The sequence below is a fragment of the Niallia sp. FSL R7-0271 genome (assembly GCF_038005785.1).
Classification (GTDB): domain Bacteria; phylum Bacillota; class Bacilli; order Bacillales; family Cytobacillaceae; genus Niallia.
The window spans coordinates 2,590,698-2,612,109 of the sequence record NZ_JBBOTZ010000001.1 but is presented as its reverse complement, the minus strand read 5'-3'; the positions used below and the strand labels follow the sequence as shown (position 1 = coordinate 2,612,109).

General features: G+C 40.0%; 24 protein-coding genes, 1 other RNA gene, 1 pseudogene and 1 riboswitch. Of the genes and pseudogenes, 18 read left to right on the top strand and 8 right to left on the bottom strand.

The genetic code is table 11. The features are described 5' to 3' along the window. The first annotated feature begins 10 nt into the window (after positions 1 to 10). From comGC to MKX82_RS13400, 6 genes are read left to right on the top strand one after another with little or no spacing between them, the layout of a single operon-like run. Positions 11 to 313 (top strand): competence type IV pilus major pilin ComGC, encoded by a 303-nt coding sequence (gene comGC, locus MKX82_RS13425; protein ID WP_233313173.1) that lies wholly within the window; start codon positions 11 to 13, stop codon positions 311 to 313. Continuing rightward, a complete protein-coding gene (gene comGD / locus MKX82_RS13420) occupies positions 310 to 753 on the top strand; it encodes a competence type IV pilus minor pilin ComGD (RefSeq protein ID WP_341077769.1) in 444 nt (147 codons plus the stop codon). The genes comGC and comGD overlap by 4 nt, the downstream gene beginning before the upstream one ends. Further along, complete coding sequence (locus MKX82_RS13415; protein ID WP_233313176.1) at positions 737 to 1,057, top strand: hypothetical protein; 321 nt, start codon at positions 737 to 739, stop codon at positions 1,055 to 1,057. Before comGD ends, MKX82_RS13415 begins: the two co-directional genes overlap by 17 nt. Continuing rightward, positions 1,044 to 1,493, top strand: coding sequence for a competence type IV pilus minor pilin ComGF (gene comGF / locus MKX82_RS13410; protein WP_341077765.1), 450 nt, complete (start codon positions 1,044 to 1,046; stop codon positions 1,491 to 1,493). Before MKX82_RS13415 ends, comGF begins: the two co-directional genes overlap by 14 nt. Further along, positions 1,490 to 1,870, top strand: coding sequence for a competence type IV pilus minor pilin ComGG (comGG, locus tag MKX82_RS13405; RefSeq protein ID WP_233313178.1), 381 nt, complete (start codon positions 1,490 to 1,492; stop codon positions 1,868 to 1,870). The genes comGF and comGG overlap by 4 nt, the downstream gene beginning before the upstream one ends. A gap of 59 nt (positions 1,871 to 1,929) precedes the next feature. Further along, positions 1,930 to 2,109 carry a YqzE family protein gene (locus tag MKX82_RS13400; protein WP_233313179.1) on the top strand — a complete coding sequence of 60 codons (180 nt, stop codon included), beginning with the start codon at positions 1,930 to 1,932 and terminating at the stop codon, positions 2,107 to 2,109. Positions 2,110 to 2,156: 47 nt separating this feature from the next. Here the strand turns inward: MKX82_RS13400 and MKX82_RS13395 are convergent, their stop codons facing one another. Further along, positions 2,157 to 2,954, bottom strand: coding sequence for a YqhG family protein (locus MKX82_RS13395; protein ID WP_341077761.1), 798 nt, complete (start codon positions 2,952 to 2,954; stop codon positions 2,157 to 2,159). Further along, positions 2,923 to 4,632 (bottom strand): DEAD/DEAH box helicase, encoded by a 1,710-nt coding sequence (locus MKX82_RS13390; protein WP_341077759.1) that lies wholly within the window; start codon positions 4,630 to 4,632, stop codon positions 2,923 to 2,925. The genes MKX82_RS13395 and MKX82_RS13390 overlap by 32 nt, the downstream gene beginning before the upstream one ends. 371 nt (positions 4,633 to 5,003) lie before the next feature. Further along, a riboswitch (glycine riboswitch) is annotated at positions 5,004 to 5,094 on the top strand. 276 nt (positions 5,095 to 5,370) lie between these two features. On the opposite strand from MKX82_RS13390, the gene gcvT reads away from it, so the two are divergent. The 3 genes from gcvT to gcvPB are packed head-to-tail and all read left to right on the top strand — an operon-like array spanning position 5,371 to position 9,282. After that, positions 5,371 to 6,468 carry a glycine cleavage system aminomethyltransferase GcvT gene (gene gcvT / locus MKX82_RS13385; protein ID WP_237941695.1) on the top strand — a complete coding sequence of 366 codons (1,098 nt, stop codon included), beginning with the start codon at positions 5,371 to 5,373 and terminating at the stop codon, positions 6,466 to 6,468. 20 nt (positions 6,469 to 6,488) lie between these two features. Further along, positions 6,489 to 7,835, top strand: coding sequence for an aminomethyl-transferring glycine dehydrogenase subunit GcvPA (gene gcvPA / locus MKX82_RS13380; RefSeq protein WP_341077756.1), 1,347 nt, complete (start codon positions 6,489 to 6,491; stop codon positions 7,833 to 7,835). Next, a complete protein-coding gene (gene gcvPB / locus MKX82_RS13375) occupies positions 7,828 to 9,282 on the top strand; it encodes an aminomethyl-transferring glycine dehydrogenase subunit GcvPB (RefSeq protein ID WP_245399880.1) in 1,455 nt (484 codons plus the stop codon). The genes gcvPA and gcvPB overlap by 8 nt, the downstream gene beginning before the upstream one ends. An 84-nt stretch (positions 9,283 to 9,366) precedes the next feature. Here the strand turns inward: gcvPB and MKX82_RS13370 are convergent, their stop codons facing one another. Next, the gene (locus MKX82_RS13370) at positions 9,367 to 9,747 is read right to left on the bottom strand and encodes a rhodanese-like domain-containing protein (RefSeq protein ID WP_233313184.1); all 381 of its coding nucleotides are present in this window, start codon (positions 9,745 to 9,747) and stop codon (positions 9,367 to 9,369) included. Between the two features lie 191 nt (positions 9,748 to 9,938). Between MKX82_RS13370 and MKX82_RS13365 the strand changes: the two genes are divergently transcribed. Both MKX82_RS13365 and splB read left to right on the top strand, forming a co-directional pair. Further along, positions 9,939 to 10,775, top strand: coding sequence for a lipoate--protein ligase family protein (locus MKX82_RS13365; protein ID WP_233313185.1), 837 nt, complete (start codon positions 9,939 to 9,941; stop codon positions 10,773 to 10,775). Between the two features lie 119 nt (positions 10,776 to 10,894). Beyond that, a complete protein-coding gene (splB, locus tag MKX82_RS13360; protein WP_341077752.1) occupies positions 10,895 to 11,920 on the top strand; it encodes a spore photoproduct lyase in 1,026 nt (341 codons plus the stop codon). Positions 11,921 to 11,962: 42 nt separating this feature from the next. Here the strand turns inward: splB and MKX82_RS13355 are convergent, their stop codons facing one another. Next, positions 11,963 to 12,187: a spore coat protein gene (locus MKX82_RS13355; RefSeq protein ID WP_341077750.1), complete on the bottom strand. Its 225-nt coding sequence runs from the start codon at positions 12,185 to 12,187 to the stop codon at positions 11,963 to 11,965. A gap of 202 nt (positions 12,188 to 12,389) precedes the next feature. Between MKX82_RS13355 and MKX82_RS13350 the strand changes: the two genes are divergently transcribed. Further along, a complete protein-coding gene (locus MKX82_RS13350; protein ID WP_233313190.1) occupies positions 12,390 to 13,274 on the top strand; it encodes a patatin-like phospholipase family protein in 885 nt (294 codons plus the stop codon). A 110-nt stretch (positions 13,275 to 13,384) separates the two neighbouring features. On the opposite strand, the gene MKX82_RS13345 is transcribed toward MKX82_RS13350, so the two are convergent. Together MKX82_RS13345 and MKX82_RS13340 are read right to left on the bottom strand one after the other, a co-directional pair. Continuing rightward, the gene (locus MKX82_RS13345; protein WP_233313192.1) at positions 13,385 to 13,759 is read right to left on the bottom strand and encodes an SA1362 family protein; all 375 of its coding nucleotides are present in this window, start codon (positions 13,757 to 13,759) and stop codon (positions 13,385 to 13,387) included. A gap of 171 nt (positions 13,760 to 13,930) precedes the next feature. Beyond that, positions 13,931 to 14,869 carry a DUF1385 domain-containing protein gene (locus MKX82_RS13340; protein WP_233313193.1) on the bottom strand — a complete coding sequence of 313 codons (939 nt, stop codon included), beginning with the start codon at positions 14,867 to 14,869 and terminating at the stop codon, positions 13,931 to 13,933. Positions 14,870 to 15,075: 206 nt separating this feature from the next. On the opposite strand from MKX82_RS13340, the gene MKX82_RS13335 reads away from it, so the two are divergent. The 4 genes from MKX82_RS13335 (at position 15,076) to ssrS (ending at position 17,642) form a co-directional block, all read left to right on the top strand. After that, positions 15,076 to 15,624, top strand: a complete 549-nt coding sequence (locus MKX82_RS13335; RefSeq protein ID WP_233313194.1) for a YqhR family membrane protein — start codon at positions 15,076 to 15,078, stop codon at positions 15,622 to 15,624. A gap of 127 nt (positions 15,625 to 15,751) precedes the next feature. Continuing rightward, on the top strand, positions 15,752 to 16,813 hold the full coding sequence (locus MKX82_RS13330; RefSeq protein ID WP_233313195.1) for a M24 family metallopeptidase: 1,062 nt from the start codon (positions 15,752 to 15,754) through the stop codon (positions 16,811 to 16,813). A 21-nt stretch (positions 16,814 to 16,834) separates the two neighbouring features. Beyond that, positions 16,835 to 17,392 (top strand): elongation factor P, encoded by a 558-nt coding sequence (efp, locus tag MKX82_RS13325; protein WP_233313196.1) that lies wholly within the window; start codon positions 16,835 to 16,837, stop codon positions 17,390 to 17,392. Between the two features lie 57 nt (positions 17,393 to 17,449). Next, positions 17,450 to 17,642: non-coding RNA, 6S RNA (gene ssrS, locus MKX82_RS13320), on the top strand. A 239-nt stretch (positions 17,643 to 17,881) separates the two neighbouring features. Here the strand turns inward: ssrS and MKX82_RS13310 are convergent. Together MKX82_RS13310 and MKX82_RS13305 are read right to left on the bottom strand one after the other, a co-directional pair. Next, positions 17,882 to 18,280: pseudogene (locus MKX82_RS13310) on the bottom strand (M23 family metallopeptidase); the annotation flags it as partial. 108 nt (positions 18,281 to 18,388) lie between these two features. Then, on the bottom strand, positions 18,389 to 19,762 hold the full coding sequence (locus tag MKX82_RS13305; RefSeq protein ID WP_251644995.1) for an alkaline phosphatase: 1,374 nt from the start codon (positions 19,760 to 19,762) through the stop codon (positions 18,389 to 18,391). A gap of 190 nt (positions 19,763 to 19,952) precedes the next feature. Between MKX82_RS13305 and spoIIIAA the strand changes: the two genes are divergently transcribed. Next, positions 19,953 to 20,879: a stage III sporulation protein AA gene (gene spoIIIAA, locus MKX82_RS13300; RefSeq protein ID WP_445738830.1), complete on the top strand. Its 927-nt coding sequence runs from the start codon at positions 19,953 to 19,955 to the stop codon at positions 20,877 to 20,879. A gap of 3 nt (positions 20,880 to 20,882) precedes the next feature. Continuing rightward, entirely contained in the window at positions 20,883 to 21,398 is a 516-nt protein-coding gene (gene spoIIIAB / locus MKX82_RS13295; RefSeq protein WP_233313198.1) for a stage III sporulation protein SpoIIIAB, read from the top strand. Positions 21,399 to 21,412 lie beyond the last annotated feature (14 nt).

The window sequence follows — 21,412 nt, the reverse complement described above, 5'->3', positions numbered from 1 at the left end:
AGGAGAAAAGATGAAAAACGAAAGCGGATTTACGCTAATAGAAATGATGATAGTCCTTTTAATCATCTCGATATTATTGATTATCACACTGCCTAATATTACGAAGCATAACTCAAAAATCAATTCGACTGGCTGTGAGGCCTTTGTGAAAATGGTTGAAGCAGAGGTGCAGGCCTATTATATGGATAAAAACAGTTATCCGCAAAGCATGAATGCCTTGGTGGATGAGGGTTATTTAAAGGAAGGGCAGACGACTTGTCCGAATGGAAAAGAGCTGTCCATCGAGAATGGTGAAGTAGAAGTGCAGAGATGAAAATAAATTCTCAAAGCGGTTTTACTTTGCTGGAAATGCTTGCTGTTCTATCTATAGTACTTGTCCTCCTCGCAGTTACTCCTATTTTATTAAAGCCTCAATCTGAATTGCTTCAGGAAAGAACCTTCTTTACTCAATTGCAAACAGACCTGTTCTACGCACAAAACTATGCGTTAGCTCACCAGAAAACTGTTTACATCCAAATTAACCCGGCCGATAAAAGATACTATATTCGCGGAGATTTGAAGACAGGGAGAATTGTAGACAGGATTTATCATGACAGCATTAAGATAAACGAGGATGCTGTTCCCATTTATTTTACGATAACACCAAGCGGCAATGTTTCTAAATTTGCGTCCTATCGGATTAGTATTGGCAGCAAGAAATACCTTTTTACCATTCAAATTGGGAGAGGGAGGTTTTATGTTAAAAAACAATAGGGGATTTCTCCTTCCTGAGTTTTTTCTGGCTATTGGTACATGGCTAATTATTGCCTGCTTTTTTATACCTGCATACATTCATTTGCTTCAGCAAATGAAAGCAATCGAACAGGATTTAACAGCACACCAGCTATTATATGAATGCTTGTTGAAATGGAGGGCTGAGGAGTCTGTCCGCCCCTTAACGCAGACAATCGAGAAGGAAAATATCGTTTATAAGATCAGCTGGAAAGACGGAAAGGAGGCGTGTATTGAATATGTGGATGTATTTAAGAAAACACAGGCAATCTGTGAAGATAGTTAAAGGGGAGAAAGGATTTCTGCTAACAGAAATGCTTGTTGCCTTGTCTTTGTTTTTAGTATTTTGTGCTTTTTTTCCCTTCGCTATCAAATTAACAACAGATGGAGCAATCATTTCCAGCAGTCTTCGCAGTCTTGAATGGGATGTGTTTTTGCATCAGTTAAAAAAAGAGGTGCGATTAGCTGAATCTGTCCGCGTAACAGAGCAAAAGCTCCATCTAACTGTTGAGGAAGAGAATATCCACTATGAGTTATATGGAAATAAAATCAGAAGAAGAGTTAATGGAACAGGACATGAAGTATGCCTGCAGGAAGTAAAGGCAGTTAAATTTGAAGCAATCCAAAATGGTGTCATGATAGCTGTGACAGACAGCCTTCAGATTAAACGGGAGGCTGCGGTCTACTCTTTTCTACGGCTGGCAGAGGAAAGCCCATTATGATTAAGACAGAAAATGGCTTTATATATCCTGTTACCTTATCTGTTTATCTGCTAGTGATCTGTTTTTTTCTAGTCATAACAGGTATCTATATCAATGAGAAAAGAATTTACAACGACTCGAAGCTGCTTCTTATTCAAGAATATTATTTTATGAGTACAGTAAAGCAATTGGAGGAAGAGCTAAGGGCAGATCGACATATGTTAACGGGAGAGTTTCATTATCGAACAGGAGAGGTTGCTTATACAGTTGAGCAAGTATCGGACGATGTATTAAAGGTGGAATACCGTTTGTTTGCAGACAAAATGGAACCAATGAAAGCCTACAGCTATTTTGACAGGGGAGAAAACCGCATGACAAAGTGGGTAGAGGTTAAATAAAAAGGTATAGAGTAAAGATAGGTTGGTTAAACTAATCGGTAAAAAGATTAAGGTGAGTTATGAAAACAAATGATTATGTAAAATATTTAACGCAGACATTTGTACAGTACATGGACCAACCGAAAGAGGAACGTCAAAAAATAAAGGCGGCAAAGCGTGGGGAAAAAGAGCCGTTTATGCTGAGATGGTTTGGAATACTTCCGTATGTGTTCGTTTATTTTTTCAGGAAAAAATATTAATAGGCAAAAGGATGAATCCTAAGATGTTTGGGATTCATCCTTTTTATTTATACGGCATCAGAAGCTAAATAAAACAGTCCGCCATTTATGATAGAAACATTGATTTTTGGTTCATATTGTTCTTTTAATGCCAGCCGTTCAATCTCCAAGCTTTCCATCCGGTCTTCTTCTGCGTCTTCATAAAAATGCTCCAGCAGCTTTAAGTCCTTCGACCATCTTCCTTTCGCTTCTTCCGCCCATTGATGATCCTCTTGGAGGATAGTTTGTTTAATTGTGTTCTCAATCCTTATCATCCCGCTTTTAGGCATTATTAACGGTGAAAGTGTGAAGGCATAGTCTGGTATTTTGGCAGAAAGATTAAGCTTATTCACCGTTTGATGAAAGTTATCGACTAGCTGACCGTTAATAAGCTGCAGTCCAATAGAGCGAAACACATCCCTTTTGCGGTCGCATTGGTAAGAAATTTTCACGTTCATAGACAGCCAAGGACGCAGTGGTGTGTGCATATTTTTTTGTCCTGGAATATTCTCATATAAACGAATATATCCAGATAGTCTTTTGGCGCAGGAAAACAATTGATGCAATCTTGGAGATCCAAAATGAATCAGCTCTCCTTTTAAATCCTGTGGTACTTTATTTGGATCTGTTATTAATGTAAGTCTGGCGGGGTTAGGGACACCGCCAGTTTTTTCTACATAGTGCCAATAAAAGGGGCGGTTCATCAGCTCTTTATCTAAATCAATTGTCAATTGTACAATCATATATCCCTCATTTTCTTCTATCAGCTCACAATCATTTGCCTGAAAAAACTGTTTAAGAAATTGATGAATTTCTTGCTGCTTCATAGTTGTCACCATCCTTTAGATTTTGCGCAAATTCTATCATACTTGTGAGGTTATCCATCTTAATGCGCATCTCTCCCTCTGAATTTGAATTGGTGAATATATCATCCATATATTCTTCCATATTGCCAAAGTCCAGTTTTGTGAGAATATCGTCCAAATCGCCGATAACTTTTTCAAAAAGATGAATTTTTTCATACAATAATTTAAGAATATGGTCTTCAACAGTATCTCTTATAGCAAAGTTGTAAATCATCACATCCTTTTTCTGACCGAGTCTATGAATCCGGCCAATCCGCTGTTCAAGTCTCATTGGATTCCAAGGAAGATCAAAATTGATGATATGGTTGCAAAATTGCAAGTTAATGCCTTCTCCGCCTGCTTCAGTGGCAATCAACACTTGAGCATGGTTTTGGAACAAGTCACGCATCCAGTCCTTTTTCCCTCTTTTAAATCCGCCTCTAAAAGGAACGGAAGTGATGCCATGCTGCTTTAAGTACCATTGAAGATATAACTGAGTTGCTCTGTATTCTGTAAAGATAATCACCTTATCATCGACATTTTTTATGAGCTCGAGCGCTTTTTCTGCCTTGGAGTTTTTCGTGATTGCCATGATTTTGCTGCCGAGCAGCTGGATTTTATCTTGAAACTCCTGAGTGGGATTTTCGGTTTTTTTCATCATGTTCTGCAATGTATAATACACAGCTTCTCTGCTGCTGCAGGCTTCTCTCTGTAATGTTATCATCGAGAATGGACTTCTTGTGCCCGCTTTCTCATCGTCAGCCTCATAGCCTTTGAGAGATTCGATAGTGTTATAAAGTTCTCTTTCTTCCTCTGTAAAATCAATCGTAACGGCTTCAACAACCCGTTTTGTCCACTCAATTCCCGTATCGCTCCTGCGATTTCGAATCATTACCTTATTAACAAGTTCTTTTAAATGCTCATCATCATTAACAGAGCGTGAATCCTTTTTATATTTTTCGTAAAAGGCGGTTTCACTGCCTAAATGTCCAGGCTTCAATAAGGAAACAAGATTGAAAATTTCACTCACCCTGTTTTGAATAGGGGTTGCTGTCAGTAATAAACAGAATTTCTTTTTAAGATTTTGGACAAATTCATAGTTTTTTGTTTTATTGTTTTTTAATTTATGAGCCTCATCAATGATGACAAGGTCATAGTCCAAATTGTTGATGATACTTCTATGTGGTTCTCTTTTAGCTGTATCAATAGAAGAAACGACAATATCACACTGTTCCCAAACATAGCTTTTCCTTTGCGACACAGCCGGAATGAAAAATTTGCTGTTTAACTCAATTGACCATTGTGTGACAAGGGAGGCAGGAACAAGTATCAGCACTTTTTTTACTAACCCTCGAATCATATATTCCTTTAGAATAAGCCCAGCCTCAATGGTTTTTCCTAACCCGACCTCATCAGCCAGGATTGCTTTCCCGTTCATATCCTCGATTACTTTTTTGGCAACCTCCAACTGATGGGGCAACGGTGTCAAATCAGACAAATGCTTTGGTGCCTGCAAGCCTTCAAATTCAGGAATGATTGTATGCTGTTCTACTTCCAAAGCTAATTGGAACAGCTCCCAATTAGACCATGGACCATCATCATTCATTTTTTTCAGCAATTCTTCCTTCCAGGTTTGGTCGAAGTTGATGTTAATTGTCATATGCTGCCATCCTTTCTGTTATTTACTGGTACGTATGAACGATATAGAACATCTTGAATTATCAAAAAATATTCAAAAATCATAAAAAAGTTATTGCCTTGATATGATTGTAAATGTTAGGATAGTGGTGTAAAAAGTTTTCTGTTTTGTCGTATTTTTGGATATTTTGTCGGTAAAACATGAACGAATTTAGCGTTATTATATAAAAATAATCGTCTTTACTCAAAAGAACGATTTTTAAGAATTTTTCATAGTTATCTATTAGTATGGCCATATTGAGGCAATCTATCCATTTGAACAGGAGAGCATTGCTAAAAAAACCAATAAAACCTTAGAAGTTTTATTATTTAAATTTTATATATACATAGCGGATGATAAATAGGGGAGAGACTACATTATGTAGCGCCGAAGGAGCAAGCAAATCCTTGTGAATCTCTCAGGCAAAAGAACTCTATTTTGACGCAGCTCTGGAGAGTGCTGAGATTTCAGAAATATTGGAATCAGCTAAAAAGTAAATCTACTTTTTGACAGCCACCAAAGGGGACACCCGATTCATTTCGGTAAACTTTCAGGTGCAAGGACAGAGACCTTTCTTTATCCAAAAGGATATTAGGGGAGGTTCTGTCCTTTTTTGCGTGCTTTTACAGTCCCCCCTAAGATAGGATAAACGTAAAATCCGGTTAAGCAGTGGATCTTATCATGCAATAGGAAGATAAATAGTGGAATGGGGATGAGAGGATGAATGAATTAAAACAGACCCCTTTGTATGAACTGTACAAGGAGTATGGAGGCAAAACGATTGATTTCGGCGGATGGGATTTGCCTGTTCAGTTTTCCAGTATTAAAGAAGAGCATGAAGCAGTTCGCACAAAAGCTGGATTATTCGATGTTTCTCATATGGGAGAGATTGAGGTAAAAGGTAAAAACAGCTTAGATTATCTGCAAAAAATGCTGACAAACGATGTCTCTAAAATCCAAATCGGCAAAGCGCAATATTCAGCGATGTGCTATGAAAACGGCGGAACAGTCGATGATCTTCTCACATACAAGCTTGGCGAAAACCACTATTTGCTCGTGGTTAATGCATCCAATATCGATAAGGACTTCGCATGGCTTGCAAGCCATGTAGAGGGAGAAGTAGAGCTGTCAAATCTATCAAGCGATTATGCTCAATTGGCTCTGCAAGGCCCGTTGGCAGAAGAGACGCTTAAGAAAATCAGCAGCGCTAATATAGCTGAACTCGGTTATTTTCAATTTCAGCATACAACTGTCAGCGGCAAGGAGGTACTGTTGTCAAGAACAGGCTATACAGGCGAGGATGGTTTTGAACTATACTGCAACAAAGAGGATGCTGCCCATCTGTGGAGAGAGATTTTAGATGCTGGGAAGGATTCCGGTGTTATTCCATGCGGTCTAGGTTCAAGAGATACGCTTCGCTTTGAAGCGACTTTAGCTTTATACGGCCAGGAGCTTAGCAAGGATATTTCTCCATTGGAAGCAGGGATTGGATTTGCCGTAAAGCTGAATAAAGAAGCTGACTTTATCGGCAAAGCTGCCTTGAAAGAACAGAAAGAATCTGGATTGCAAAGAAAGCTTGTTGGGATTGAAATGATAGATAGAGGGATTCCACGACATGGCTATAAAGTCTATGCAAACGGTGCTGCTATCGGTGAAGTAACAACAGGAACACAATCACCGACATTAAAGAAAAACATCGGTCTTGCACTGATTTCCAGCAATTATGCAGAAGTCGGTAAGGAAGTGGAAGTGGAAATAAGAGGGAAGCTTGTAAAAGCACAAGTGACAGCTACTCCATTTTATAAAAGGAACAAGTGACAATGACAGGAGGAATAAGAATGAAACACCGCTATTTGCCAATGACTGAAGAAGACAGAAATGCCATGCTTAAAGCAATTGGGGCAGATTCTGTTGATGAGCTGTTTTCTGATATCCCTGAAAGTGTACGGTTTAAAGGGGAATACAATATTAAAAATGCGAAAAGCGAATCTGCACTATTAAAGGAACTAAGCAAGCTGGCTTCAAAAAATGCAGACAGCAAGTCATATGTCTCCTTTTTAGGTGCAGGAGTTTACGATCATTATGCTCCTGTTATTGTCGATCATGTTATTTCAAGATCGGAATTTTACACAGCATATACGCCGTATCAGCCAGAAATTTCCCAAGGGGAATTACAGGCAATCTTTGAGTTCCAGACAATGATTTGTGAGTTGACAGGCATGGATGTTGCCAATTCCTCCATGTATGATGGTGCAACTTCACTTGCAGAAGCTGGAATGCTCAGCGCCGGTGCAACAAAAAGAAAGAAAATTCTCCTGTCAAGCTGTGTTCATCCTGAAGCAAAAGAAGTCGTAAAAACTTATGCAAAAGGCCAGTATATTGAAGTGGTTGAAGTGCCGCATAAGGATGGAATTACAGATGTGGAAGTGCTGAAAACTCATATGGGTGATGATGTAGCAGCAGTTATGATTCAATATCCTAACTTCTTTGGCAGAATCGAGCCTTTGAAGGAGCTCGAAGAAGTCATCCATGCCAATAAAGCAATGTTTGTTGTATCAAGCAATCCGCTAGCTCTTGGAGCATTAACACCACCTGGAGCGTTTAAGGCAGACATCGTCGTTGGTGATGCCCAGCCTTTTGGAATCCCACAAGCATTCGGCGGACCGCACTGTGGATATTTCGCTGTTACTTCTAAATTGATGAGAAAGGTGCCAGGAAGACTTGTCGGACAAACGGTTGATGAGAACGGAGCTGTCGGTTTTGTTTTGACACTTCAGGCTCGTGAGCAGCATATTCGCCGTGATAAAGCGACGTCCAATATATGCTCCAACCAGGCGCTGAATGCTTTAGCTGCGTCTGTGGCAATGACTGCACTTGGAAAACTTGGGGTTAAGGAGATGGCATTGGCCAACATTCAAAAAGCTCATTATGCAAAGATGAAATTGAAGGCAGCTGGCTTTGAGATTCGCTTTGAGGGACCTTCTTTTAATGAATTTGTAGTAGATTGCAAGTCTCCGGTTGCTGCTATTAACAGAGCATTGCTGAAAAAAGATATAATTGGCGGCTATGACCTCGGCAGGGACTATGAGGGAATGGATCATTGCATGCTGGTTGCTGTAACAGAGCTGCGTACAAAAGAAGAAATCAACGAATTTGTCAAGGAATTGGAGGATTATCATGGATAAACATCAACCCCTCATTTTTGAAAACAGCACACCCGGGCGAATCGGTTACAGCCTGCCAGAAATGGATATCCCAGAACTAGACGTAAACGAGCTGATTCCAGCAGAGTATATTCGCACGGCACCGCCAGAACTTCCAGAGGTTTCAGAGCTGGATATTATGCGTCATTACACCGCTCTTTCTAAACGAAATCATGGGCTTGATTCCGGATTCTATCCACTAGGTTCATGCACGATGAAGTATAATCCGAAAATCAATGAAAATGTAGCAAGGTTCAGCGGATTTGCTCATATCCATCCATTGCAGGATGAAAGCTCTGTTCAAGGTGCACTGGAGCTGATGTATGATCTCAAGGAGCATTTAATGGAGATTACAGGTATGGATGAAGTGACACTTCAGCCTGCGGCAGGTGCTCATGGAGAATGGACAGGATTAATGATGATTCGTGCATACCATGAAGCAAATGGAGATACATCTCGCACAAAGGTAATCGTCCCAGATTCTGCACACGGAACAAATCCTGCATCTGCGACAGTTGCCGGCTTGGAAACAATCACAGTAAAATCGGATGAAAATGGTCTTGTTGATTTGGAGGATTTGCGGAGAGTGGTCGGTGAGGATACAGCAGCACTTATGCTGACAAATCCAAACACACTAGGGCTATTTGAAGAAAATATTCTCGAAATGGCCCAAATTGTCCATGACGCAGGCGGCAAATTATACTATGACGGGGCAAACTTGAATGCTGTTCTTTCTAAAGCAAGACCTGGCGATATGGGATTTGATGTTGTTCATTTAAATCTTCACAAAACATTTACAGGACCTCATGGCGGCGGCGGTCCAGGTTCAGGTCCAGTTGGAGTAAAGTCTGATTTGATTCCATTTCTTCCAAAGCCAGTCATTCAAAAGGTTGGAGAGGAATATGTATTTGACTATGATCGTCCATTATCTATTGGAAGGGTTAAGCCTTTTTACGGGAACTTCGGAATTAATGTCCGTGCATACACATATATCCGCTCCATGGGACCAGACGGCTTAAAAGCAGTTACGGAAAACGCAGTTCTTAATGCGAACTATATGATGAGAAGATTAGCGGAATTTTATGATCTGCCATTTGACAAACACTGTAAGCATGAGTTTGTATTAAGCGGGCGCCGTCAAAAGAAACTCGGTGTTCGTACATTGGATATTGCGAAAAGACTGCTTGATTTCGGCTACCATCCGCCGACAATTTATTTCCCGCTTAATGTAGAGGAATGTATTATGATTGAGCCAACAGAGACAGAATCAAAGGAAACATTGGATCAATTCATTGATGCAATGATTCAAATTGCTAAAGAAGCAGAAGAGACACCAGAGGTTGTTCAGGAAGCACCGCATACCACAGTAATCGGACGTCTTGATGAGACGCTTGCTGCGAGAAAGCCAGTTCTTCGCTATCAAAAATAAATAAAGTAGGATTCCCCCCGTTGTCATAGAAGCAATGGGGGGAATTTATGTACATAAAAAAGGACACTAAAAAGTGTCCTTTCTTCATTTTGTTTTTACTTTTCCAGACCATTTTTTAAAGCCGCCTTGCAGCTGTGTAAGCTGTCTGTAGCCTTTACGGTGTAAAAATTGAGCGGCTCTTCCGCTTCTCATCCCGTTTTGGCAATATAAGTAAACAGGCTTGTCCGAACGAATTTCCCCTTTTCTCATCTTTAATTGAGATAGAGGAATGTTTCTTGCCCCAAGTACGTGTCCAGCATTAAATTCATTTGGTTCTCTGACATCAATCAGCTGGGCTTTTCTGTACCCTTGGCGGAACTCCTCTTCTGAAATCGTTTTAACTATCTTGCGTTGATAGAGGTATACGATTATAGAATAGATAGCAAAAATTGCTATCGCAATTAAAAGAGTATATACTGCTTGCAATTCTCATTTCTCCTTTCGAATACATGTTGCTCTACTTCTATTATATAAGTGAAACCTTATTGTAGTAAAGCAATAGTTTACAGGGAATGCTGGCAAGTTTTTTTACAGCTTGTTTCTTTTCAACTATTGATGTTTTTGATAGACTTAATCACGTGCATAATACATATTTTAACGTAAAAGAGGGTTTACTTATGATGAAAGAAACATGGAGATTTATTGATTCTGGCAACTGTTCCCCTTCTTTTAACATGGCATTAGATGAGGCGCTGCTAGATTGGCATTCTGCTGGAGATTTTCCTCCTGTTATTCGCTTTTATGGATGGAATCCGGCAACATTATCTATCGGCTATTTTCAAAGAGTAGAAAAAGAAATTGACATGGACGCTGTAAAGGAATTGAACTTAGGGTTTGTGAGAAGGCCTACAGGGGGAAGAGGCGTGCTTCATGAGCATGAGTTAACATATAGTGTTATTGTGTCTGAGGAGCATCCGGATATGCCGAAAACAGTAACAGAAGCATATCGGGTTATTTCAGAAGGTATTCTGCAAGGCTTCCAGCTTCTCGGCCTTGATGCGTATTTTTCCGTTCCGAAAACAGAAGAGCAAAAAGCTTCACTAAAGAATCCGCGCTCTGCCGTATGCTTTGATGCGCCAAGCTGGTATGAGCTTGTAGTGGAAGGCAGAAAGGTTGCAGGCAGTGCTCAAACTAGACAAAAAGGCGTAATCTTACAGCATGGCTCTATTTTGCTTGATCTTGATGAAGACAAGCTGTTCCGTCTGTTTAAATATTCGAGTGAACGAATTAAAGAGAGGATGCAGGCGGCTTTTAAGGAAAAGGCAGTAGCAATCAATAATTTGACAGACAAGAAAATTACAATTGAGATGGCAAAAAAAGCATTTAAAGAAGGATTTGAGCGAGGTCTCAATATTGACTTGCAGGAATATGAGCTTAACCAACAGCAGCTGGACTATGTAGAAAAGCTCGCTAAAGAAAGATATGAAAACAATGAATGGAACTTTAAAAGATAAAAACAAGCTAAACGGCTTATATCGATTGAGGATGGGGATAATTCCCTGTCCTCTTTTTTTTGTTTTGGCAAACATTAAACATATAGCCATAATAAATTACGAAAGGGCGAAATTTTACTATGAAGCCGTTTGTTCCCCAATTAGTTTATATAGAACCGAAAGCATTAGAATACCAGTTAGGAAGAGAACTAAAGGAAAAATTTGAAAAGATGGGTCTTGAAATAAGAGAAACAACCTCGCATAACCAGGTGAGAGGCATTCCAGGTGAAACAGAGCTTCAGCAGTACAGAAATGCTAAATCTACTCTTGTTGTAGGCATCAGGAAAACATTAAAGTTTGATACGTCAAAACCATCAGCAGAATATGCCATTCCGCTTGCGACTGGCTGTATGGGGCATTGTCATTATTGTTATTTGCAGACGACGCTTGGAAGCAAACCGTATATACGGACATATGTCAATCTGGAGGAAATATTTGATCAAGCGCAACAATACATGGACGAACGAGGCGACCAAATTACAAGATTTGAGGCTGCATGTACATCAGATATTGTAGGACTTGATCATTTAACGCATTCTTTGAAAAAAACAATTGAATATTTCGGACAGCAAGACAGAGGCCGTCTGCGTTTCGTAACAAAATATCACCATGTCGACCATTTGCTTGATGCAGAGCATAACGGCAGAACAAGATTCCGGTTCAGTGTGAATTCCCGTTATGTAATAAAAAATTTCGAGCCTGGGACTTCTACCTTTGATGAACGGCTAGAGGCTGCCAGAAAGGTAGCTAATGCAGGCTATCCACTTGGCTTTATTGTCGCGCCTATTTATTTGCATGAAGATTGGAAGGAAGGCTATTACGAGCTGTTTGAAAGGTTGTCCGAAAGTCTGCAGGGCGTCAATCTCTCTAATCTGACATTCGAGCTTATTCAGCATCGCTTCACAAAGCCAGCTAAAAGAGTCATTGCAAAAAGATACCCGAAAACTAAGCTTGAGATGGATGAGGAAAAAAGAAAATATAAATGGGGCAGATACGGCATAGGAAAGTATGTTTATCAAAACGATGAAGCAAAAGATATGGAGGATACAATCAGAGGCTATGTATCTCAGTTCTTTCCTGAAGCAGAAGTTGCTTACTTCACATAAAGATGATGCGCATAACAAGAGTTATGCGCATTTGTCATTATATTAATAATAATATCCTCCGTAAGGGTAGCCGAAGCCGCCATAAGGATAACCGTATCCTCCATAAAGGGCAGGGCCAAGCAGAGCTCCTGTCGCAAGTCCGCCTAAAACACCAAGACCAAATCCTGCTCCTCCAAATCCAGGTCTTCCATAACCAAATCCAGGTCTTCCATAACCAAATCCAGGTCTGCCAAATCCATAAGGTCTGCGAACATCGTGATGCTTCATGATGAAATACCTCCATTTTTTTTATCTATACGCTTTTATTTTATGTGCAGCTACCTATAAAAGATTGGATTAATGTCCCAGCATGTAAATAAATCAATAGGGAATTGTGGATTTACGTAAATAAATGGCTTGCCTGCTGTACTATTTTTCTGTTTTCGATATTAAAGTGTAACAATGCTGCAATAAAAGGGGAGAAGGCATTATGCACATAGATGGAGTGTTTTCAGGCGGTGGCATAAAGGGTCTTGCCTTGATCGGGGCATGTGAAGTGCTGGAAGAAAAGGGATTTGAGTTTGTTAGAGTGGCAGGGACAAGTGCTGGTTCTATTATTGCCGCGTTTGTTGCTGCGAAGTATACGAGTAAAGACATTGCGAAAATGCTGGAAGAACTCGACTTGTCCACACTTCTGGATGAACGCAAGCTTCTCGTTCCATTTCCATTTGCGAAATGGCTGTTTCTTTATTGGCGACTTGGCTTATATAAAGGCAATGCATTAGAAAGGTGGCTGGAGGAGAAGCTTGCTTATAAAGGGATTAGGACATTTGCAGATTTGCCTCCAAACTCACTGCGGGTGATTGCATCTGATATTACAAATGGTGTGATGGTTGTTCTTCCAGATGACTTGCCTAAGTATGGAATTGATCCAGGCAGTTTCTCTGTTGCAAAGGCCATTAGAATGAGCTGCAGTCTTCCTTTCTTTTTTGAACCAGCAACCCTTGGAACAAAACAAAATAAAAGCATTATTGTAGATGGTGGCGTTCTCAGCAATTTTCCGATGTGGCTTTTTGATAAAGAAAATGTAAAAAAAATCAGACCGGTTATTGGGCTAAAGCTAAGTCATAAACAGTCAGAGCATCCAAAACATATGATAAAAAACGCTTTTCATTTGTTTGGTGCGATGTTTGAGACAATGAAGGATGCCCATGATTCCAGGTATATTTCGCGCAAGCATGAAAAGAATATCATATTCATTCCCTCTGAAGGAGTGATGTCTACTGAATTCACCTTAACGAAAGAAAAACAAGTTGAAATAATTCAGATGGGCCGAGACTATGCCAATAAATTCCTACGCTCATGGACTTATTAATAAAAAAAGTCGAACCTGCCTTTAGGATAAGTTCGACTTTTTTTACATAAAACAAAAATATTTATAAATGGCAAAAAGGAGGCAGGGAATTTGCCTTCTTTAAAAACAGGTCAAAAAGTTGCCCGATTTTTCTTTTTGCTTTTTTTTCCTTCAATGACAGTCAAGTGTGCACTGCTCGCGCTTCTCTTCTTGCCTTTGAAGGATGCAGGTTTTGCTTGGACGCCTTGCTTTGGCAAGGTTTTCCCTTTTGTATGTTGTCTTTTTTTCGATCTTTTTGCTGCTTTGACAAAAGCCTTCTGCTCTTTTCTTTCAGGGCTAGCTTTGGAAAAACGTCGCACGATAAACCAGATGAGAAGTCCAACAACAACTAAAGAGAGTATGTTTTGCATAAACCCAACAGGATTGGAAACAACAGACGATACCAAACCTATTAAAGCAAGTAAGCAGACGATTCCAATAACAAAAAAAGGAATTCGATTCTTCAAGAAAAAGCCACCTCCCTAAAAGCATGATGAGCATTTTTTACAACTTTTAAACTCGTATTAAAAAAAGTTTATTCACAGCTACGAAAATTGTTGCTTTGGTGAAGCGCTGTACAAAATAATTTTTTTTGGTGTCCTATAATATGCAATATCCCCTAAATATAAGAATATTAATCAGCTGCTAACTAAAATTGTATTTTCTGTTTCTTCTTCTCTGCGCTTTAATTCCTTAAAGGAATAAATGGCTACTTCTACTTGATCGTCTGTCGGCTCTTTTGTTGTCAAAAGCTGCAGCCAAAGACCTGGCAATCCTAAGTATTTTAAAACCGGGATATTTCTCAATTTATTTGTAAATTGCAGCACCTCAAATGAAATTCCAAGCACGACAGGAATTAAAGCAATTCTGCTTACTATCCGTTCAACAAATGAATCTGTCGGGAACAGCAAATATAGAAAAAGACCAACAAATACGGTAAACAAAATAAAGCTGCTGCCGCATCGATAATGGAGCCTTGATTGAGCTTGAACATTTTCTACGGTTATTTCTTTGCCATTTTCAAAAGCATTGATCACTTTATGCTCCGCACCGTGGTATTGAAAGACCCGCTTTATAAGAGGGGTTAAGGAAACAAAGTAAATATAGCCAAGCAAAAGCAGCAGTTTAATGAAGCTTTCAAGCAAAATTTGAGCAACATGTCCGCTTATAACAGGCTTGAAAAACTCAGCCAAAAAGGCAGGAACTAACGTGAAGATAAATTTGCCGAACAGAAAGGAAAGTATACCGATTGCTGCTACCCCTAAAATCATTGTCATTTTAGAAGGTTCCTTTTCTTCAATTACATTATCGTCGGCAGGGTCTACGTCATAGCGATCTGTGGAGAAATTTAAATGCTTTGTACCATTTCCGCTTGATTCAATGATGGCTACAATCCCTCTGATAAAGGGGATTTTTTTTAATTTAGCCAGCTTCGGATTATGTTTTCTCGGCAAATGGAAGTAATCAATCGATTGATCTTTACGTCTTATAGCAGTCACATAATGATGTTTTCCGCCAAACATAACACCTTCTACAACTGCCTGTCCTCCGAATACTGGTTTTTGCTTATTTGACATGAATATTTACACCAACCTCAGGTTAAATTAGGGTGGAAAAGCAAATGCGTAATTGTTTTCTCTGTTGGATGTGAGAGGTTGTCTCAAATCACTGTAAAACCCCTAATTACATATTACTAAAAATTTAGAGAAACAACTAGCCTGATGAATTAGGAGCATTTGCAAAAAGGAAGGTATGGAAGAATCTTTTGCAGGAGGCATAGGAAATGAATAATGAAAATGAAAGAGAAGCGGAAAATATCAGCGGAATTTCAAAGGAGCCATCCATGCATTTCATCAGCCTTGTTGTCTGGACAGGATTATTTGGCGGAATTTTTTGGGCGTTCATCGGATTCATCGCTTATTATTTTCATATGACAGAAATAAGGCCGAATGTCATCTTGGAGCCATGGGCATTAGGAAGCTGGAAGACTAGCTGGCTTGGAACCATTATCAGCATTTGTGCTATCGGATTTTTTTCTTTAATGGCTGCTTTCGGCTATTATCTTTTGCTGAGAAGATTCAAGTCCTTCTATATAGGTTTAGGATTTGGCATAATGGTTTTTGGTGTGGTCTTTATTATCTTAAATCCTATTTTTCCGAGTATAAAGCCATTTTTGCAGCTCAGTCTGAATACCATTATTACGTCAGTTTGTCTGTACATGCTGTGGGGGGTATTTGTCGGTTATACGATTTCTTATGAGGAAAGCGAAATACGGACAAAAAAACAAAAAGAAAAGAAGAGTGAGGCGAACATTTCGGGTAGTGAAGGATAATTAATATATGATAGAATGTTCTACATGAGCATTCTTTTTTTTATAGCAGTCAAAATTTTTAAATTATTTATCAATGAGTTTGCACATTCGGAAAAAAACGAAACTAGTAATCGGGGAGAGAACCTTAATGGAGAAATTAAAAAAATTACGAGAAGCTTTGGCAGCTGCAGGTGTTGACGGAATTGTAATAGCAAGCAATTTTAACCGCCGTTACATCTCTAACTTTACAGGCTCAGCAGGTGTTGTGTTAATCAGCGGGGAAGAAGCTAAGTTCATTACAGACTTCCGTTATACAGAACAAGCAGCCAGCCAATGTGTTGGTTTTGACATTGTTAAACATACAGGCCCAATTCAAAAGGAAGTGGCAGAACAAGCAGAAAAGCTTGGTATAAAAAAATTAGCTTTTGAACAGGACTATATGACTTTTACAGAATACAGGCTGTATGAAACAACGTTTAAAGGAGAACTTGTACCAGTTTCAGGCATTGTAGAAAAGTTACGCTTGATTAAGAGTAGTGAAGAGATTAAGATATTAAAGGAAGCAGCGGAGATTGCAGATGCCGCTTTTGCCCATATCCTTAAATTTATTACGGTTGGGAAAACAGAATTGGAAGTTTCGAATGAATTAGAGTTTTTTATGAGAAAAGCAGGTGCAGTATCATCATCCTTTGATACAATTGTCGCTTCTGGAACAAGATCTGCATTGCCTCACGGTGTGGCATCAGAAAAAGTGATTGAAGCCGGTGATTTTGTGACAATGGATTTCGGAGCATATTATAAAGGGTATGTTTCTGATATTACGAGAACAATTGCTGTTGGCAAACCAGACGATAAGCTAAAGGAAATATATGATATTGTCCTCCAAGCTCAGCTTAAAGGAATGGAAGGAATCAAGCCGGGTCTTACTGGCATTCAGGCAGATGCGCTGACTCGTGATTACATAAGTGCACATGGGTATGGTGAATATTTTGGCCACTCTACAGGTCATGGAATCGGTTTAGAGGTCCATGAAGGTCCTGGACTATCCTATAAATCGGAAACAGTCCTTGAGCCCGGCATGGTTGTAACAGTTGAACCAGGCATCTATATTCCAGGTCTGGGTGGGGTTCGCATAGAGGATGATACCATCATAACAGATGATCATAATGAAGCTTTAACCCATTCACCAAAAGAATTGATTATTTTATAGGACTTAACAGGAGGATCTTTTATGATTTCAGTAAACGATTTTAAAACAGGTTTAACAATTGAAGTGGATAACGGAATTTGGCGTGTCTTGGATTTCCAACATGTTAAACCAGGAAAAGGCGCTGCATTCGTGCGTTCTAAATTAAAGAACTTACGTACAGGAGCAGTTCAAGAAAAAACATTCAGAGCTGGCGAAAAGGTTGGAAAAGCACAAATCGACAACCGTAAAATGCAATACTTGTATGCAAGCGGCGATCAGCATGTATTCATGGACCAAGAATCATATGATCAAATCGAGCTATCTGCTGATGCGATTGAATATGAATTAAAGTTCTTGAAAGAAAACATGGAAGTTCATATCATGATGTACCAAAGCGAAACACTTGGCGTAGAGCTTCCAAATACAGTTGAGCTTGAAGTAACAGAAACAGAGCCTGGCATTAAAGGGGACACAGCTTCTGGCGGTACAAAGCCTGCAATCTTAGAAACAGGTCTTTCTGTGCAAGTTCCTTTCTTTATTAACCAAGGCGACAGATTGATTATCAATACAGCTGAAGCGAGCTATGTTTCCCGCGCGTAATTAGTTTACGGTTTTTACCATTTGCGTTTCAGGATGGGATGCTGTATTATATAAATATAAACGCTGCGTTGTACGTTATCGTATGAAGTTTCAACCTTTATCGTTAATTAGGGAGTTCTATATTAAAGAAGGATCAGCATGCCTTTATGACATGTTCCTAAAGGACATATGAAGAAATCTTTTGCGAACACCCACCTGGTGGAGCAGGTTTTGAAACTCCATACACCTAAGCGGCAAATGCGGCAAAAAAGAAGAGAACTTTGTTCTCTTCTTTTTTTTGTATCTGCAGGGACAAAATTAAGAATTACTTGGAATGACAAGCTTTTGACCTACATAGATTTGATTGATGTTTCCGATATTGTTGGCCTCTGCAATGGCTCCGACAGACACGCCATACTTCTGGCTGATTTCAGAAAGCGTATCACCGGCAACAACAGTATAAGATTTAGCAGGCGTGGCAGGAGCGGTAGTTGTTTGCTGGTTTTCCTCCAAGTAAGGAAGGGGATTGACAGCATTGGACTTGGCACTGTTCCATCTGCCTTTGTGAAGTTCAAAATGCAGATGTTGCCCAGTAGATTGCCCTGTACTGCCCATAATGCCAATTGTTTGTCCAGCTTTCACTCGCTCACCGACAGATACTCTTCTGGAACCTGCGCGCAAATGTGCATAAACAGTTTCCCAAATTTGCCCGCCGAGCTGATGGACAATCATAATGCACTCCCCATAGCTTGAAGAAACATAAGAGCGGGAAACAGTTCCGTCAGCAGCAGCTGCAATTGGATTTGTCCCGGATTTCGCAAAGTCTACCCCGAAATGCTTGTTTGATCCAGAGTAGCGAAAAGGATTGCTCACATTGGTAACGGATGTTGGCCGCCTAAACATGGATATCACCTCCATGATAGGATATTCAAAACAGAAAGTAAAAGTTTGGACAAGTATTGTCCATTTTCAAGGAAAAAGGCAGAGCAACTAAAGAAGCTCTGCCTTTTTCCTTATTTACTTAACAAAATCATAGCCTTTTAATTTGGCTATAATCTTTGGAATATCTGTATTTTCAATCACACCATGAAATTCCTCTGCACCTTTGCCAACTGCGAACAAAGCAATCATATTGCCTGTATGACCGCCTGTTGTGCTGCTGAGCTGCTGCGTTGGTCTATCCATTAAGCCGGCGTGAAAATGAGAGGCGATCATTCTCCCGATTTCTCTGCCGACCTTTTGTTCAGGGTAGAGTTTGCCATTGTCCTTTTTAATTTTTTTATTAAAGTCAGCTAATTGTTCCTCTGTTAGCGTGATGTGTGCATATGTTTGGAATACAAAAAGAATGCTTTCTTTCGTGTAGGTGCCCGTTTTTTCGTCTTTTTGTAATTTTTGGGCCATTAATTCAGGACTTATAGAAATGTTCTTCAACCCTTTTATGTCTAACGGCTCTGTCAACGATAAACCCATCGTTTCGTGATCTGCAGCGACAAGTACTAATGTATCGTTTCTTTTTTGCGCCCACTCCACACAATATTTAACAGCTTCATCAAATTCAACCGTTTCCTTCCAAATGCCAGTTAAATCGGCGGAGTGAGCGGCATGGTCAATTCTTGCACCTTCAATTACTGCAAAAAAGCCTTTATCTCCCTTTGCGAGAGTTTCTAGCGTCTTGTTCGTCATTTCTGATAAAGTAGGTTCTTTGCTTTTTAGTTCTTCCCGATCTTGTTTATAGGAGAGATGTTTGCTGGCAAATAGACCTAATAGCTTACTTCCTTTCATTTTGGCAAGCTCCTCATTCGTAGTGGCAATAGAATATCCGAGGTCTTTATATTTTCTTACGAGCGCTTCGTCTTTTCCAAAATACATAGAACCGCCGCCCATAATTACGTCAATCTGATTTTTTAACTGTTGTTTGGCAATTTCCTCTTGATCTGCCCACCTGTCTTTAACACTAGCTGTAAAGCTGGCAGGAGTTGCATCTGTCACACTATTAGTCGTAACAATTCCTGTCTTGCTCCCATTTTCCTTAAAAACATCCAGTATGCTTGGGTGTTCTTTACCGTCTGGGGTGAGACCGATCATTCCGTTGTTTGTTTTTTTGCCAATGGCGATTGCTGTTCCTCCTGCAGCAGAATCGGTCACATTATTGTTGGCAGAATATGTTTTAACTAAAGCTGTGTATGGCAGGGATTGTAAAAACAAACCGCCACTTTTCCCATGCTCAAAAACACTGGCAATCTCCATTTGACCCATTCCCATTCCGTCTCCAATCAGAAGAATCACATTTTTAGGGCCGCCGTTTGCTGGCTCTGCTGAACAAGCAACGCTCCCGGAAATGGTACATATGGCAATCACGATACAAATGCAGCGAATTATTGTGTTTTTCATCGTTTAGTCCCCTTTTATAAGAATTGTTTCTTATATCTTTTGGAATCAATCTTCATTTTAGTCGCCAGTTAAAAGAATAGGCAGGCATATTATGGTTTTTGTTTTCATACATTCTAGTAAGTGGCATAGTAAGCCATCCGTTTTAATGATTTAGGATTGATGGACAACCTTTATAAAGGAGAAAAGCGCTGTGAAAACACTCTCTTCATTTTTGCCTAAAAAAATTGCCGATTCTATACTCACACTTACTCCTGCTGAACGAGAGCAACTAGAAGAAATCAGAATCCGTATTGGAAGGCCTTTGGAGGTTTCCTTCCATGACGGCGTACGGTTTATTGATATGGATATGACGCGTGAGGATGCCCTCCAGCTTCTCCATAAACTAAGCCATTATTCGGTTTATACACTAGAAGAAGAGCTTAAGAGAGGTTATATCACTATAGAAGGCGGTCATCGCGTTGGGCTTGCAGGCAAGGTTATCCTCGAAGACAGTGCAGTCAAGGCGATTCGGGATGTCGCTTCCTTTAATATTCGGATCGCAAAGGAAAAAATCGGTGCGGCTGAGCCTTTTGCTCCGTTTTTATATAACGGCTCTCGTTGGCTGCATACGATGATTATCGGACCCCCGCAAACTGGAAAAACAACAGTATTACGCGATATTGCCAGAATCATTTCAACAGGGAACAGCAAGGCTGGTATCGGACCGCTAAAGGTCGGGATTGTCGACGAGAGATCGGAAATCGCCGGGTGCATGGATGGAATCCCGCAGATGACCTTCGGGACGAGACTAGATGTGCTTGATTCCTGCCCAAAGGCGGAAGGAATGATGATGATGATTCGCTCGATGAGCCCTGATGTGCTAATCGTTGACGAGGTTGGGCGCAAAGAGGATGGAGAGGCGATTCTGGAAGCGGTGAATGCAGGTATCCAGCTGATGATGTCAACACATGGAACTTCATTTGATGAAATTAAAAACAGACCAACATTAAAGCCGATTATCGAAACAGGAATTTTTGAACGATATATTGAGCTGAGCAGAGCAAACGGTCCAGGGACGGTCAGTGCAATAAAGGATGGACAAGGTAGGGCTCTTGTGCAGGAAATGAAGGTGATGTAATAGATGATGAAAATAGTTGGAGCAATTATTATTCTTGCCTCCACAAGCTTTGGCGGCATGGAACTAGCCAAGACATTTAGCGAGCGGCCAAAGCAGCTAAGACAGCTTAAATCGGCATTGCAGTCATTGGAGGCAGAAATTATGTACGGCCATACACCGTTACATGAAGCAGCACGCCGGTTATCTGAGCAGCTTCAGCAGCCTTTAAGTCATTTCTTTGCGAGCTTTTCCGAAAAGCTGATGACGGAAGATACAACAGTAAAGGATGCTTGGACAACCTGTCTTGATGATATTTGGAAAAGAACAGCGATGAAAAAGCCTGAACTGGAAATCATGAAGCAATTCGGTGAAACACTGGGCAGACATGACAGAATCTCACAGCAAAAACAAATCCTGCTCACATTAACGCATATCGACAGAGAAGAACAAGAGGCAAGAGATATTCAACTGAAATATGAAAAGATGATAAAAAGCTTAGGCGTGCTCTCAGGGTTATTAATTGTCATTTTATTGATGTAGGTTTAGGAGGAGAC